This window comes from Sphingopyxis sp. Geo48, from assembly GCF_949769155.1.
Lineage (GTDB): Bacteria > Pseudomonadota > Alphaproteobacteria > Sphingomonadales > Sphingomonadaceae > Sphingopyxis.
The window spans coordinates 54,216-68,666 of sequence record NZ_CATKPA010000004.1; the positions used below are offsets into that span (position 1 = coordinate 54,216).

A 14,451-nucleotide genomic window follows, 5' to 3' on the forward strand; every position below is an offset into this window, starting at 1 on the left:
CACCCCCTGCAGACAAATAAACCGCCCGCGCCGGACCACACTTGAACCCCCAAGCCGTCCCGCCTATCCGGGCCGGCTATGCTGGAGCAGGCCCACCCCCTGACTGCGGATCGCCCGCAGGATTTCCGCGCCGAGTTTCGCGCGACGCTGGCGCTCGCCGTGCCGCTGGCGGCGGCGAACTTGCTCCAGATGATGGTCCACGCGATCGACGTCATTTTCGTGGCCCGGCTCGGCGACAAGGATCTGGCGGCCTCGTCGCTCGGGGTTTCGATCTTCGGTCTGTTGCTCTGGACCGGCACCGGCCTCGTCAGCGCCGCCGCGCCGCTGATCGCCGCAGAACTCGGTCGCCGCAAGCATAGCGTGCGCGAGGTGCGCCGCACCGTTCGCATGGCGCTGTGGCTGAGCGCGCTCGTTTCGCTGGTGTTCATGGCCGTTTGCGCGGCGGGCGGGCCGATCATGCGCGCGACGGGGCAGCCCGAGGAGCTGACCACGCGCGCGGCGAGCTTTTTGCTGATCCTGATGCTCGGGATGTTCCCGATGATCGCGGCGGCGGTGCTGCGCATTTTCGTCTCGGCGCTGGGTCGCCCGACGATCGCGACGATGATCACTTTCTTTGCGCTCGGCACCAATGCGCTCGGCAACTGGGCGCTCGTCTTCGGTCACCTCGGTATGCCCGCGCTCGGCCTCCACGGTTCGGCGCTGTCGAGCATCATCACGAGTACGCTGATCCTGCTCGCCTATGTCGTTGTGATCCAGAGCGACCGGCGCTTGCGCCGCTATCGCCTGTTCGGCAACTGGTGGCGCAGCGAATGGAGCCGCTTCGTCGAGATGCTGCGCATCGGCACCCCGATCAGCCTGACCATTCTGGCCGAGGCGGGGCTGTTCACCGGCGCGGCCTTCCTGATGGGGCGCATCGGCGAAGCGCAGCTTGCCGGGCACACGATCGCGCTGCAGGTCGCCGCGCTCGCGTTCCAGATCCCGTTCGGGGTCGCGCAGGCGGCGACGATCCGCGTTGGGCTGGCTTATGGTGCGCAGGATCATCGCGGTATCGGGCTCGCGGGCTATGCCTCGCTCGCGCTCGGCATCGGCTTCATGGGTTTTACCGCGATGCTGATGTGGTTGTTCCCGTCGCTCGTCCTGTCGATCTATGTCGACGTCGATGCCGCGCGCAACGCTGCACTGGTCGGTTTCGCGATGCAGTTCCTCGTCGTCGCCGCGGCGTTCCAGCTGTTCGACGGTGCGCAGGCGGTCGCGGCTGGCGTGCTGCGCGGGTTGCAGGACACGCGCGTGCCGATGATCATCGCGGTCTGTGGCTACTGGATCGCCGGATATGGCACCGCGATCTACCTCGGCTTCTGGACGCCGCTTCAGGGCGTGGGCGTCTGGATCGGGCTCGCCGTGGGCTTGATCGTCGTGGCCGCGCTGCTGCTTACGCGCTGGCGGATGCGGGCGCGATTGGGGCTGCTTCCTTCAATCGCTGCTGGCTGAATTGGTGCGCCAGCTGGTTGAGGCGCCGGGTCATCGCGACCAGTTCGTCACGACTGGTCAGCATCGGCGGGCGCTGCGCGTTCGATGAATTCTGGAAACTCAGCCGGCTGGTCACCGTCCGGCCATCGAACACGAGTGCGACTTCGAGCACCGAATGGACGATATCGGCTCTGACAGGTAGAAGCTGCTGGATAGCTGCAACGCGAACGTCGAGACGCTTCGGGTTGCGGAACCGATCGCGCGCCTTCTGTAGAAGGGTCAGCTTCTGGCTGAATGGCTGTCCCGGACTCGCCTTCACATCGGTCCTGCCGATATATTGCATAACCGCCGATTCGAGGCGGGCAAAGGCGTCCAAAAAATCGCATCGCAGCAACTGCGCATCATTTCGAAGCACCGTTAGATCGGTGGCGTCGCTGCCCTTGATGATCGGAATTTCGTACCCCATCTCAGCGGCGTAACGCGCCGCCGAAAATTTTCCCTTAATCGCCTTGACGCTGTCACAACCCCCACCCATATGCCGGCTGTTAGCACTCGCGCCCCGTGAGTGCTAAAACGACATCCATTGCATCTCTGGAGGGATATCCATGCAATTTCGTCCGCTGCACGACCGCGTGCTCGTTCGCCGTATCGAAGCCGAAGAAAAGACGGCCGGCGGCATCATCATCCCCGACACCGCCAAGGAAAAGCCGCAGGAAGGCGAAGTCGTCGCCGTCGGTTCCGGCGCCAAGGCCGAAGACGGCAAGGTCACGCCGCTCGACGTCAAGTCGGGCGACCGCATCCTGTTCGGCAAATGGTCGGGCACCGAAGTCAAGGTCGACGGCGAAGAGCTGCTGATCATGAAGGAATCGGACATCCTCGGCGTCATCGCCTGAGTGATTTGATCGAATCTCGAGTGAAGTTGCGCAGTTTCCTGCGCCTTTGAAAGGAACAAGCCCATGGCTGCTAAAGACGTCAAATTCTCGCGCGACGCGCGCGAACGCATCCTGCGCGGTGTCGACACCCTCGCCGACGCGGTGAAGGTCACCCTCGGTCCCAAGGGCCGCAACGTCGTGATCGACAAGAGCTTCGGCGCGCCCCGCATCACCAAGGACGGCGTCACCGTCGCCAAGGAAATCGAACTCAAGGACAAGTTCGAGAATATGGGCGCCCAGATGCTGCGCGAAGTCGCATCGAAGGCGAATGACAAGGCCGGCGACGGCACCACCACCGCGACCGTTCTCGCCCAGGCGATCGTCCGCGAAGGCATGAAGTCGGTTGCCGCCGGCATGAACCCGATGGACCTGAAGCGCGGCATCGACCTTGCGGTGAACAAAGTCGTCGAAACGATCAAGGCCCAGTCGAAGCCGGTCGCCGGGACGTCGGAAATCGCCCAGGTCGGCATCATTTCGGCCAATGGCGACAAGGAAGTCGGCGACAAGATTGCCGAAGCGATGGAAAAGGTCGGCAAGGAAGGCGTGATCACTGTCGAGGAAGCCAAGGGTCTCGATTTCGAGCTCGACGTCGTCGAAGGCATGCAGTTCGACCGCGGCTATCTGTCGCCTTACTTCATCACCAACCCGGAAAAGATGCTCGTTGAGCTCAGCGATCCCTACATCCTGATCTTCGAAAAGAAGCTGTCGAACCTCCAGTCGATGCTTCCGATCCTCGAAGCCGTGGTGCAGTCGGGCCGTCCGCTCCTCATCATCGCCGAAGACATCGAAGGCGAAGCGCTCGCAACGCTGGTGGTCAACCGCCTGCGCGGCGGCCTGAAGGTCGCTGCCGTCAAGGCACCGGGCTTCGGCGATCGTCGCAAGGCGATGCTGCAGGACATCGCGATCCTCACCGCCGGTGAAATGATCAGCGAAGACCTGGGCATCAAGCTCGAGTCGGTTACGCTGAACATGCTCGGCCAGGCGAAGCGCGTCACGATCGACAAGGACAACACCACCATCGTCGATGGTGCTGGCGACCATGACGCGATCAAGGGCCGCGTCGAACAGATCCGTGCGCAGATCGAAACGACGACCAGCGACTACGACAAGGAAAAGCTGCAGGAACGTCTGGCGAAGCTCGCCGGCGGTGTTGCCGTGATCAAGGTCGGCGGCGCTTCGGAAGTCGAAGTGAAGGAACGCAAGGACCGCGTCGACGACGCGCTCCACGCGACCCGCGCCGCGGTCGAGGAAGGCATCGTCCCCGGCGGCGGTACCGCGCTGCTGTACGCCACCAAGGCCCTCGCAGGCCTGTCGGGCGTCAACGAAGACCAGACCCGCGGTGTCGACATCATCCGTCGCGCGCTGCAGGCTCCGGTTCGCCAGATCGCCGAAAACGCGGGCTTCGACGGCGGCGTCGTCGCGGGCAAGCTGTTCGACCAGAACGACAGCAACTTCGGCTTCAACGCCTCGACCGACGTCTATGAAGACCTGGTCAAGGCCGGTGTCATCGACCCGACCAAGGTCGTCCGCACCGCGCTGCAGGATGCGGCCTCGGTCGCCGGCCTGCTGATCACGACCGAAGCCGGCATTGCCGAGACGCCCGAAGACAAGCCGGCGATGCCGATGGGCGGCGGCGGCATGGGCGGCATGGGCGGCATGGACTTCTAAGTCCGTACCGTTCGGCGCTCAGCCAACTAGAAACGGGGCCGGGGGAGCGATCCTCCGGCCCTTTTTCCTGTCCTCTCTCATCGTCACCCCGGACTTGATCCGGGGTCCATTCAAGCGGTCGTGGCGATGGATGCCGGATCAAGTCCGGCATGACGAAGGAGGATATCGAAATAGGATGGCCGGGGCATTGCCAGTTCACCTCGGGCAACATAGCTAGACGTGATGTTTCTGCTCTACGCCCTTGCCGCATCCGCTATCGCCGCCGATCCCGCTCCGATCGAACGCTGCGGCTATCGCATCGTGCAAGGCTACCCGCACGATGCGACCAGTTTCACCCAGGGCCTCTTCTGGGACGAGGGGCATCTCTACGAAGCCACCGGTCAATATGGCCAGTCGCGCGTCGCGCGGCTCGACCTCAAGACCGGTCGCGCGCTGATCCAGACGAAGCTGCCGTCGGACCAGTTCGGTGAGGGCATCACCCGCTGGGGCGACCAGATCGTCGGCGTAACCTGGCAGAATGGTGTGGGGCATCGCTGGTCGATCAAGGATCTGAAGCCGCTCGGGACCTTCAAATATGACGGCGAGGGGTGGGGCGTGACGATGGTCGGGGACAGCCTCGTCCTCAGCGACGGATCGTCGGAGCTCAAGTTTTTCGATCCCGCGACGATGACGGAACAGAAGCGCGTCACCGTCCGCTTCGGTGGACGTCCGCTCGCGATGCTCAACGAGCTCGAAACGATCGACGGTCAGGTCTGGGCCAATGTCTGGATGACCGACCTGATCGTGCGCATCGATCCGGCGAGCGGCGACATCAAATCCTACATCGATCTGACCGGGCTCAGGCAGGATGCGGGTGCGACGGGCGGCGACAGCGTGCTCAACGGCATCGCGTGGGACGCGAAGAAGAAGCGGCTGTTCGTCACCGGCAAATATTGGCCGAAGCTTTACGAGATCGCGCTCGCCGACTGCGGTTAGGCTCTCAGCGCCGCCTCCATCCGCGCCGCCGCGGCATCATAGACGCGCCCTTTGAGGCCGTCGGTAATCGCCTGCGGTGTCCGGTCGGGATGCCCGCCCGCGAAAGGCGGGGCCGGGTCATATTCGATCGCGAGTTGGATCGCCTGCGCGACCGCATCGCCCTTGATGCGTGCAATCAGCGTGAGCGCGAAATCGAGCCCCGAGGTCACGCCGCCGCTCGTCACGACATTGCCATCCTCGACGATCCGCGCCGCCTCATACGTTGCGCCGACGAGCGGTAGCAACTGCGTATAGCCCCAATGCGTCGTCGCGCGCTTGCCCGTGAGCAGCCCAGCGCGGCCGAGCAGGAAGGCACCGGTGCAGACGCTCGTGACCCATGCGGCGCCTGCCGCCTGCCGTGCGATGAAGTCGATCGTCGCCGCGTCGCCGAGCGCGTCGACGACGCCGTGCCCGCCGGGAACGCACAGGATGTCGGCTTGCGGCGCGCTGGCGAAATCATGCGTTGGCAGGATCGCAAAGCCGCTGTCGGTCGCGATCGGATCGAGGCTTTGGGCCGCGCCGACCAGGGTCGCGCCGGGCATCCGGCAGAGTGCCTGCGCCGGCGCGGTGAAGTCGAGCTGCGTGATGCCCGGAAAGAGCAGGAAGACGATGGTGATCGGGGTTTCGGTCATGCGGATGGTCCCTCTTCGGCAGTGGATCACCCAGGCGCGCGGCTTACATCGGCCCCGCTTCCCGATGGAACTCCACCTTCTTGCGCCAGTCGCGGGACAGCGTCATCCTAATCCCGCCGCGCTTCGAGGGGAAGACTATTTTGCCGTTTCTTCCCTGGTGGCGGCCTCGTCGGCTGCCGGCGCGGCGGCGTCGCGGCTTTCCAGCATTTCGGCGGCATCGTCGAGCGCCTTGGCCTCGCTGACGGTCACGCCGCCGGGGCCGGGCTCATTCTCGGTGCGGCTGCATCCCGCCGCCAGCATCGCAAGGGCCGCGGCGGGCAGGAAATATCGCATCATCCACTCCAGCAAAAAGGGGCCCCATCCGGCAGGATGGAGCCCCTCGATATCAGCCAGAAGGCCAGCCTGCGACTTACTTCTTGTCGTTGGCTTCGGCCTTCTTGGTTTCGTCGGCAATCTTGTCGCCCGCGGCCGCGGCGGCGTCGCCTGCTGCGTTCACGGTGCCTTCGACGGCATTGCCGGCCTTGTCGGCGGCGCCTTCGACAGCGGCGCCGGCATCCTTGGCGGCATCGGCAGTCGCGTCGGCAGCGTCGGTGGCGGCATCGGCCGCGGCATCACCGGCGGCGGCGGCATCGTCGGCAACTGCGCCCGCGGCTTCCGACGTTTCTTCCTGCGCCTTTTCCGAGCAGGCGGCGAGGCTGAAAGCGGCCGCGGCCATCGAGGCGATGATGATCTTGCGCATGGGGTCTCCCTCTATCCAATATAATGGCCGAAAAGCCATCATGCCGAGATTAAACGGCGATGCGCGGCTTGGCAACCGGCGAGCATCCGCCGAGCAGAAAGGCGCGAAAAGGAGGGCGATTCGCTATTTGCAAACGCATGACGGACCGTCCGGTATCGGGCGGTTAGCTGCCATTTGCGACCGATCCGGCTTCGATGACCGGTTTCGACTGAAGGTGACCTATCCATCATCGTCACCCCGGACTTGATCCGGGGTCCATGACTTCAGCGCTGCGGTGGATCCGGGATCAAGTCCGGGATGACGAATGACAGCATACGGCCGGTTGCTGCCATAAGATCCTCCCCATCGACTTGCGATGGGGAGGGGGACCGCCGCGAAGCGGTGGTGGAGGGGCGGCGGGCGTTAGCGAGCGCTGCGCGCTCGGCCCCTCCGTCAGCCCTTCGGGCTGCCACCTCCCCATCGCAAGTCGATGGGGAGGACCATAACGGCAGCTCACCACCCCCATAGCCGTCATCCTCGGCCGAATTTGCAATCGACATGATCGCCAAAAGGAAAGGGGCCGCCAGCGCGTGCCGACGACCCCTCGATCCTTTCGGCCGCAACGGCCGGAAAGAAGCTTACTTCTTGGCTTCTTCCATCGCGCCCTTGGCGGCGTCGGTCGCTTCCTTCGCAGCGTCGGCGGCTTCGGTCGCCTTGTCGGCAGCCTTGGCAGCGTCGCCAGCGGCAGCGGCATCGGTCGCTTCCTTGGCGGCGTCGCCAGCGGTCGCAGCTGCGTCGGCAGCGCCTTCGGCAGCCTGCATCGCGCCGTCGGCAGCGCCTTCGACGGTTTCGGTCGCCGGGGTTTCGGTGGTGGCGGCGTCGTCGGCAGCCTTTTCACCGCAAGCGGCGAGGCCCATCGTGGCGGCCAGAACGAGCGACAGAGTGATCGATTTCTTCATATGGGAATACCCCTCTCGGTTTGAACGGATCGACCGGCATGGGAACCAATCGATCCCGTGAACTTGCCAATCGCGGGCAGAATTACCGCCTCGCCAAATGGCGTGCAATGACCTTTTTTCAAGGATGCCCGCCATTTGTCGTAATTTCGGGCCTGCCGATTCGCCAGCGGCGGAAATCGCGGCTTGCGGACTGGTTGACCAGATATAAAGAAAGCTTTATATGTGAATATATGACCGAGCTGCTCGACATTTTTCGCGCCCTTGCGGACCCCACGCGCCTGCGGGTCGTCGCGCTGCTGCGCGAGATGGAACTGGCGATCGGCGAGCTGGCCGCGGTGCTCGACCAGAGCCAGCCGCGCGTATCGCGCCACGTCCGCATCCTCGCCGAGGCAGGGATTGTCGAGCGGCGGCGCGAGGGGAGTTGGGTGTTCCTGCGGGTCGTCGAAAAGGGTCCCGTCGCCGATATCATCGCGCAGACGGGCGGCTGGCCCTTTTCGGCGCGCGAGGCGCTGGTGATCGCGCACGATGCGCGCCGGCTGGCTGCGGTGCGCGACGAGCGCGCGGCGGCCGCCGAGCGCTATTTCGCCGAACATGCCGCCGAATGGGATGCGATCCGGTCGCGCCACGTCGCCGAGAGCGAGGTCGAGGCCGCGATGCTCGCGATGATGCACAATCGCCGGCTCGGTCATCTGCTCGACATCGGTACGGGAACGGGCCGGATGGCGGAGATTTTCGCGCCCACCGCGCGCCGGATCACCGCGCTCGATCGCAGCCCCGAAATGCTCCGCATCGCGCGCACGAAACTGTCGGGCCAGCCGCTGCCGATCGACCTGGTTCAGGGCGATTTCCTGCATCTGCCGCTTGCCGACGCCAGCACCGACAGCATCGTCATCCATCAGGCGCTCCATTTCGCGCACGAACCCGACCGTGTGATCGCCGAGGCGGCGCGGGTGCTGCGCGGCGGCGGCCATCTGCTGATCGTCGATTTCGCGCCGCATGAGGATGAGGAGCTGCGCACGCTCGGCGCGCACGCGCGCCTCGGCTTTTCGGATGCGCAGATCCGCGGCTGGTTCGCCTCGGCGGGGCTGCTGCTCGAAACCACCCAGACGCTGGAAGGCGGCGACCTGGCCGTGAAGCTGTGGCTCGGCCGCCGGCGCAGCGACGAAGATCAACCCCCCGTCGCCGAGGGCGGGCAAAATAAAAGGCTGGCCGCATGACCTCGAACCTCAACTCGCTGGCGGAGGCGCGCCGCGCGGCGGCCTCGCCGCTGTTCGCCAATCTGGATGGCGACATCGGCGTCAGTTTCGAGTTCTTCCCGCCGAAGACCGAGAAAATGGAGGCGCAGCTGTGGGATACGTTCCGCACCCTCGAACCGCTGGCGCCCAGCTTCGTCTCGGTGACCTATGGCGCCGGCGGATCGACGCGCGAGCGCACGCACGCCACCGTCGCGCGCATCGCGGCCGAAAGCGCGGTCCCGCCCGCGGCGCATCTGACCTGCGTCGAAGCCTCGCGCGCGGAGATCGACGAGGTCGCGCGGGCCTATTGGGAGGCGGGCGTGCGCCATATCGTCGCGCTGCGCGGTGATGTGCCCGGCGGCGAGCCCTATCGCGCGCACCCGGATGGCTATGCCAATGCAATCGAACTGGTCGCGGGACTGAAGGCCGTGGCGCCGTTCGACATTTCGGTCGCCGCCTATCCGGAGGTGCATCCCGATGCGTCGTGCGCCGAGGCCGACCTCGACAATCTGAAGCGCAAGCTCGACGCGGGCGCGACGCGAGCGATCACGCAGTTCTTTTTCTCTCCCGAGGCCTTCCTGCGCTTCCGCGATGCGGCGGCGGCGGCGGGGATCGCCGCGCCGATCATTCCGGGCATCCTGCCGGTGTCGAACGTCTCGCAGACGCGGCGCATGGCCGATATGTGCGGCACTGCGATCCCGGCGTGGATGGTGTCGCTGTTCGACGGGCTCGACGATCATCCCGCCGCGCGCCAGCTCGTCGCGGCGACAATCGCCGCCGAAATGTGCCGCCGCCTTTACGCCGGCGGGGTCCGCGATTTCCACTTCTATACCTTGAACCGCGCCGAACTCAGCTATGCGATCTGCCACTTGCTGGGACTGCGGCCGGTCGCGAACGCAAAGGATCAGGCGGCATGACATCAGCACGCGAAGCGCTGCAGGCGGCGGCGAAGGAGCGCATCCTGCTCACCGATGGCGGCTGGGGCACCCAGATCCAGCTCCGCAAGCTGGCCGAGGGCGATTATGCTGGCAGCCTCGGCCTGTCGCACGATCAGAAGGGCAATAACGACATCCTCGCGCTGACGCGCCCCGATGTCGTGACCGCGATCGGCGAGGCCTATCTGGCGGCCGGGTCGGATATCGTGTCGACCAACACGTTCAGCGCGAACCGGATCAGCCAGGCCGATTATGGTGCCGAGGCGCTCGTCGCCGACATCAATATCGAAAGTGCGCGGCTGGGTCGTGAGACCGCGGTGAAATATGAGGCGATCGACGGGCGTCGTCGCTTCGTCGCGGGCGCGGTCGGGCCCACGAACAAGACGCTGTCGCTGTCGCCCGACGTCAACAACCCCGGCTTTCGCGAGATCGATTTCGACGAGCTCAAGGACGTTTACCTCGAACAGGTCGTCGCGCTCGCCGAGGGCGGCGCCGACTTCATCCTGATCGAGACGATCTTCGATACGCTCAACGCCAAGGCGGGGATCGCCGCGACGCTCGAGGCCGAGGCGAGGGTCGGGCGCGAGCTGCCGCTGATGATCTCGATGACGCTGACCGACCTCAGCGGCCGCAACCTGTCGGGGCATACGGTCGAAGCCTTCTGGTACGCGGTGCGCCATGCAAAGCCGCTGACGATCGGGCTCAACTGCTCGTTCGGCGCGGCGCAGCTCCGCCCGCATGTGAAGGTCCTGTCCGAACTCGCCGATGCGCTGGTGATGGTCTATCCGAACGCGGGCTTGCCGAACGAGCTCGGCGAATATGACGAGCTGCCCGAAACGACCGCCGAGCTCGTCGGCGAATGGGCCGAGCATGGCCAGGTCAACATTCTCGGCGGCTGCTGCGGATCGACCCCGGCGCATATCGCCGCGATGGCGAAGGCGATCGAAGGGCTGCCGGCGCGGCAGATTCCGCAAGTGGCGGTGCGTACGCGGCTGGCGGGACTGGAGCCCTTCACGATGGCGGCATAATTCCCCTCCCGCTTGCGGGAGGGGCCAGGGGAGAGCCTGTTTGCTCCCCGTCGCCCGAGATTTGAGACAGACCCTCCCGTGATGGGAGGCACGTGACTCCCATCACCCCCTCCCACCAGCGGGAGGAAGAAGAAGAGCCCGATGACCGAGAATAGTTCCGCCTCCTCCAGCTTCGTCAACATCGGCGAGCGCACCAATGTCACGGGTTCCGCGGCGTTCAAGAAGCTGATCCTCGCCGACGACTATACCGCGGCGGTCGAGGTCGCGCGCCAGCAGGTCGAGAACGGCGCGCAGGTGATCGACGTCAATATGGACGAAGGCCTGCTCGACGCCGAATATGCGATGACGACCTTCCTGAAGCTCATCGCCGCCGAGCCCGATATCGCGCGCATCCCGGTGATGATCGACAGTTCGAAATGGAGCGTGATCGAAGCCGGCCTCAAATGCGTCCCCGGCAAGCCGATCGTCAATTCGATCAGCATGAAGGAAGGCGAGGAACCCTTCCTCGCGCACGCGCGCAAATGCATGGCTTATGGCGCGGCGGTCGTCGTGATGGCGTTCGACGAGGTCGGACAGGCCGACACCAAAGAGCGCAAGATCGAGATTTGCGAGCGCGCCTACAACCTGCTCACCGGCATCGGCTTTCCGCCCGAGGATATCATCTTCGACCCCAATATCTTCGCCGTCGCGACGGGGATCGAGGAGCATGACAATTATGCGGTCGATTTCATCGAGGCGGTGAAGGAAATCCGCATCCGCTGCCCGCACGCGCATTTTTCGGGTGGTCTGTCGAACCTGTCGTTCAGCTTCCGCGGCAACGAGGTCGTCCGCCGCGCGATGCACAGCGTCTTCCTCTATTACGCGATCCCTGCGGGACTCGACATGGCGATCGTCAACGCAGGCCAGCTCGACGTCTATGACACGATCGACCCCGAACTGCGTCGGGCGTGCGAGGATGTGATCCTCAATCGCAAGGTCGAAGGCGAAGACCTGACCCCGACCGAGCGCCTCATCGCGCTCGCCGAACGCTACAAGGGCAAGGATGCCGCGCAGGAAAAGGCGGCCGAGGAATGGCGCGGCTGGGAGGTGCGCAAGCGCCTCGAACATGCGCTGGTCAAGGGCATCGACGCGCATATCGTCGACGATACCGAGGAGATGCGGCAACAGATGGACCGCCCGATCGAGGTGATCGAGGGCCCGCTGATGGACGGAATGAACGTCGTTGGCGACCTGTTCGGATCGGGCAAGATGTTCCTGCCGCAGGTGGTGAAATCGGCGCGCGTGATGAAGAAGGCCGTGGCGCATTTGCTCCCGTTCATCGAGGCGTCGAAGGAACCCGGCGCGAAGGGCAAGGGCAAGGTCGTGATGGCGACCGTCAAGGGCGACGTCCACGATATCGGCAAGAATATCGTCGGCGTCGTGCTGCAATGTAACGGCTTCGAGATCGTCGACCTCGGCGTGATGGTGCCGTGGAGCAAGATCCTGGAGGCGGCGAACGAGAATGACGCCGACATGATCGGCCTCTCGGGCCTGATCACCCCGTCGCTCGACGAGATGGTGACGGTGGCGGAGGAGATGCAGCGCGCGGGCATGACGCTGCCACTGCTGATCGGTGGCGCGACGACGTCGAAGGTGCATACGGCGCTGCGGATCGACCCTGCATACAAGGGGCCGGTGCTCCACGTTCTCGACGCGAGCCGTGCGGTCGGAGTCGCGACCTCGCTGGTGAGCGATACCGGGCGCGACGCGTTCGTCGATGGCTACAAGTCCGAATATGAGCATATCCGCGACGTGCGCGCGGGCAAGGGACAGAGCGTGCTGCTCAGTATCGAGGAAGCGCGCGCCAACTATTACGATGCCTATCTCAGCGACAAGCCCGCGCCGCCGCTGCAACCCGGCCTGCACCGCTTCGACGATTGGTCGCTCGAGGATTTGCGCGAATGCATCGACTGGACGCCCTTCTTCCGCGCGTGGGAACTCCACGGCACCTATCCGTCGATCCTCGACGACGAGGTGGTCGGCGAGACCGCGCAAGCGCTGAAGGCCGACGCCGACGTGATGCTCGACAAGCTGATCGCCGAGAAATGGCTGACCGCGCGCGGTGTCTGCGCCTTCTGGCCGTGCGCGCGCGATGGCGACAGCGTGACGATCCACCTCGCCGATGAGGAGCGCCATGTGACGCTTCCCTTCCTGCGCCAGCAGATCAAGAAGAGCCGCGACCGCGCCAATATGTGCCTCGCCGACTTCATCGACCCCGCGGGCGACTGGATCGGCGGATTCGCGGTCGGCATCCACGGCATCGAACCGCATTCGGAGCGCTTCCGCGCCGACAAGGACGATTATTCGGACATCCTGCTGAAGGCGCTAGCCGACCGTTTTGCCGAGGCGTTCGCCGAGCGGCTGCACCAGCATGTCCGCACGACGCTGTGGGGCTATGCGCCCGGCGAACAGCTCACCAACGAGGCGCTGATCAAGGAGGAATATCGCGGCATCCGGCCGGCGCCGGGCTATCCGGCGTGCCCCGACCACAGCTTGAAGCCGATCCTGTTCGATTTGCTCGCGGCGGAAGAGAACGCCGGGCTGGTGCTGACCGAAAGCTTCGCGATGCTGCCGACGGCGGCGGTCAGCGGTTTCTATTTCGGCCACCCCGAAAGCCAGTATTTCGGCGTCGCGCGGATCGGCAGCGACCAGCTCGAGGATTATGCCGCGCGGCGAGGGGTCGATCTTGAGACCGCCACGCGCTGGCTGCGGCCGAATCTGGATTGATACCAAAAGCTCGTCACCCCGGATTTGGTCGGGGGTGACGACGGTTTAATATCTCGATGCAGGGCCGTCCGATAGCGAGACAGGCGCGCGATTAACCAGCTTCGGGCACGACGGACGCGGCGGAAACCGCTATAGACCGCGCATGTTCATGGCTCTCCTTCGCCGGCCGTTGCTGCCGCTGCTCGCCCTGCCGCTGCTGCTCGCGCCGGCGCCGCTCCCCGCCCAGACCGGCGGCGCGCCCTTCAGCGTCGACGGGCGTGGCTTCAACCGCCTGCAGGATGCGGTCGATGCGATCGGCGACGGCGAAGCGACGATCCGGATCGCGCCCGGGTATCACCGCGACTGCGCGGTGCAGACCGCCGGCCGCATCGCCTTCGTCGCGGTCGAGCCCGGCCGCGCCATCTTCGACGGCGTGACCTGCGAGGGCAAGGCGGCGCTCGTCCTGCGCGGGCGCGGCGCGAAGGTCGACGGCATCGTCTTCCAGAATCTGCGCGTCCCCGACGGCAATGGCGCGGGCATCCGCCTCGAACAGAGCGATCTCGCCGTCGCGAACAGCCTGTTCCGCAACAGCGAGGAAGGCATCCTCACCGGCGACGACGCCGAAGCGACGCTGACGATCGACCGCTCGACCTTCTCGCGGCTCGGCCGCTGCGATCGCGGGCTCAGCTGCGCGCACAGCGTCTATACCGGCCTCTATGGCCGCGTCGTGGTGACGCATACCCGCTTCGAAAAGGGCAGCGGCGGCCATTATCTCAAGACCCGCGCAGCCGATGTCGAGATCGTGGACAACAGCTTCGACGATACGCAGGGGACGGCGACCAACTATATGGTCGACCTGCCGTCGGGGTCGGTCGGCCGGATTGCGAACAATCTGTTCGTGCAGGGTCGCGACAAGGAAAATTACTCGGCGATCATCGCGGTCGCCGCCGAAGAGCGCAAGAACCCGTCGCGCGGGCTGGTCGTCGAGGGCAATCGCGCGAGCATCCCCGAGGGGATCGGCCGTCAGTCGGTATTCGTTGCCGACTGGAGCGGCGAACCACTCGCGATCGGCGCCAACACGATCGGACCGGGACTGAAACGCTTCGAGAAGAGGTGAG

The 14,451-nt window shown here is 65.2% G+C and carries 14 protein-coding genes and 1 riboswitch; of the genes, 9 read left to right on the forward strand and 5 right to left on the reverse strand.

Translation table 11 applies throughout. The features are described 5' to 3' along the window. The first annotated feature begins 78 nt into the window (after positions 1-78). Positions 79-1,488 (forward strand): MATE family efflux transporter, encoded by a 1,410-nt coding sequence (locus QOL79_RS14310; RefSeq protein ID WP_058455085.1) that lies wholly within the window; start codon positions 79-81, stop codon positions 1,486-1,488. On the opposite strand, the gene QOL79_RS14315 is transcribed toward QOL79_RS14310, so the two are convergent. Beyond that, complete coding sequence (locus QOL79_RS14315) at positions 1,430-2,002, reverse strand: hypothetical protein (RefSeq protein ID WP_156416519.1); 573 nt, start codon at positions 2,000-2,002, stop codon at positions 1,430-1,432. The two genes, QOL79_RS14310 and QOL79_RS14315, sit on opposite strands and share 59 nt — an antisense overlap. Positions 2,003-2,072: 70 nt before the next feature. Between QOL79_RS14315 and groES the strand changes: the two genes are divergently transcribed. The 3 genes from groES (at position 2,073) to QOL79_RS14330 (ending at position 5,042) form a co-directional block, all read left to right on the forward strand. Then, positions 2,073-2,360 (forward strand): co-chaperone GroES, encoded by a 288-nt coding sequence (groES, locus tag QOL79_RS14320; RefSeq protein WP_058455087.1) that lies wholly within the window; start codon positions 2,073-2,075, stop codon positions 2,358-2,360. Positions 2,361-2,423: 63 nt separating this feature from the next. After that, positions 2,424-4,067: a chaperonin GroEL gene (groL, locus tag QOL79_RS14325; protein WP_283420043.1), complete on the forward strand. Its 1,644-nt coding sequence runs from the start codon at positions 2,424-2,426 to the stop codon at positions 4,065-4,067. 222 nt (positions 4,068-4,289) lie between these two features. After that, positions 4,290-5,042: a glutaminyl-peptide cyclotransferase gene (locus QOL79_RS14330; protein WP_283420104.1), complete on the forward strand. Its 753-nt coding sequence runs from the start codon at positions 4,290-4,292 to the stop codon at positions 5,040-5,042. Here the strand turns inward: QOL79_RS14330 and QOL79_RS14335 are convergent. The 4 genes from QOL79_RS14335 to QOL79_RS14350 form a co-directional block, all read right to left on the reverse strand. Further along, a complete protein-coding gene (locus tag QOL79_RS14335; RefSeq protein WP_283420044.1) occupies positions 5,039-5,713 on the reverse strand; it encodes a DJ-1/PfpI family protein in 675 nt (224 codons plus the stop codon). The two genes, QOL79_RS14330 and QOL79_RS14335, sit on opposite strands and share 4 nt — an antisense overlap. Before the next feature lie 21 nt (positions 5,714-5,734). Beyond that, a riboswitch (ZMP/ZTP riboswitch) is annotated at positions 5,735-5,816 on the reverse strand. A gap of 32 nt (positions 5,817-5,848) precedes the next feature. Then, complete coding sequence (locus QOL79_RS14340) at positions 5,849-6,049, reverse strand: hypothetical protein (protein WP_156416518.1); 201 nt, start codon at positions 6,047-6,049, stop codon at positions 5,849-5,851. Positions 6,050-6,122: 73 nt separating this feature from the next. Continuing rightward, positions 6,123-6,452, reverse strand: coding sequence for a hypothetical protein (locus QOL79_RS14345; protein WP_058455091.1), 330 nt, complete (start codon positions 6,450-6,452; stop codon positions 6,123-6,125). A 617-nt stretch (positions 6,453-7,069) separates the two neighbouring features. Next, entirely contained in the window at positions 7,070-7,390 is a 321-nt protein-coding gene (locus QOL79_RS14350; protein WP_058455092.1) for a hypothetical protein, read from the reverse strand. Between the two features lie 230 nt (positions 7,391-7,620). Between QOL79_RS14350 and QOL79_RS14355 the strand changes: the two genes are divergently transcribed. From QOL79_RS14355 to QOL79_RS14375, 5 genes are all read left to right on the forward strand, one after another. Further along, positions 7,621-8,607 (forward strand): ArsR/SmtB family transcription factor, encoded by a 987-nt coding sequence (locus QOL79_RS14355; RefSeq protein ID WP_283420045.1) that lies wholly within the window; start codon positions 7,621-7,623, stop codon positions 8,605-8,607. Beyond that, positions 8,604-9,542, forward strand: a complete 939-nt coding sequence (gene metF, locus QOL79_RS14360; protein ID WP_058455094.1) for a methylenetetrahydrofolate reductase — start codon at positions 8,604-8,606, stop codon at positions 9,540-9,542. Before QOL79_RS14355 ends, metF begins: the two co-directional genes overlap by 4 nt. After that, the gene (locus QOL79_RS14365) at positions 9,539-10,588 is read left to right on the forward strand and encodes a homocysteine S-methyltransferase family protein (protein WP_283420046.1); all 1,050 of its coding nucleotides are present in this window, start codon (positions 9,539-9,541) and stop codon (positions 10,586-10,588) included. The genes metF and QOL79_RS14365 overlap by 4 nt, the downstream gene beginning before the upstream one ends. A 141-nt stretch (positions 10,589-10,729) precedes the next feature. Beyond that, positions 10,730-13,354 carry a methionine synthase gene (gene metH, locus QOL79_RS14370; RefSeq protein WP_283420047.1) on the forward strand — a complete coding sequence of 875 codons (2,625 nt, stop codon included), beginning with the start codon at positions 10,730-10,732 and terminating at the stop codon, positions 13,352-13,354. Positions 13,355-13,496: 142 nt separating this feature from the next. Then, a complete protein-coding gene (locus QOL79_RS14375) occupies positions 13,497-14,450 on the forward strand; it encodes a right-handed parallel beta-helix repeat-containing protein (RefSeq protein ID WP_283420048.1) in 954 nt (317 codons plus the stop codon). The last annotated feature ends 1 nt before the right edge of the window (position 14,451 follow it).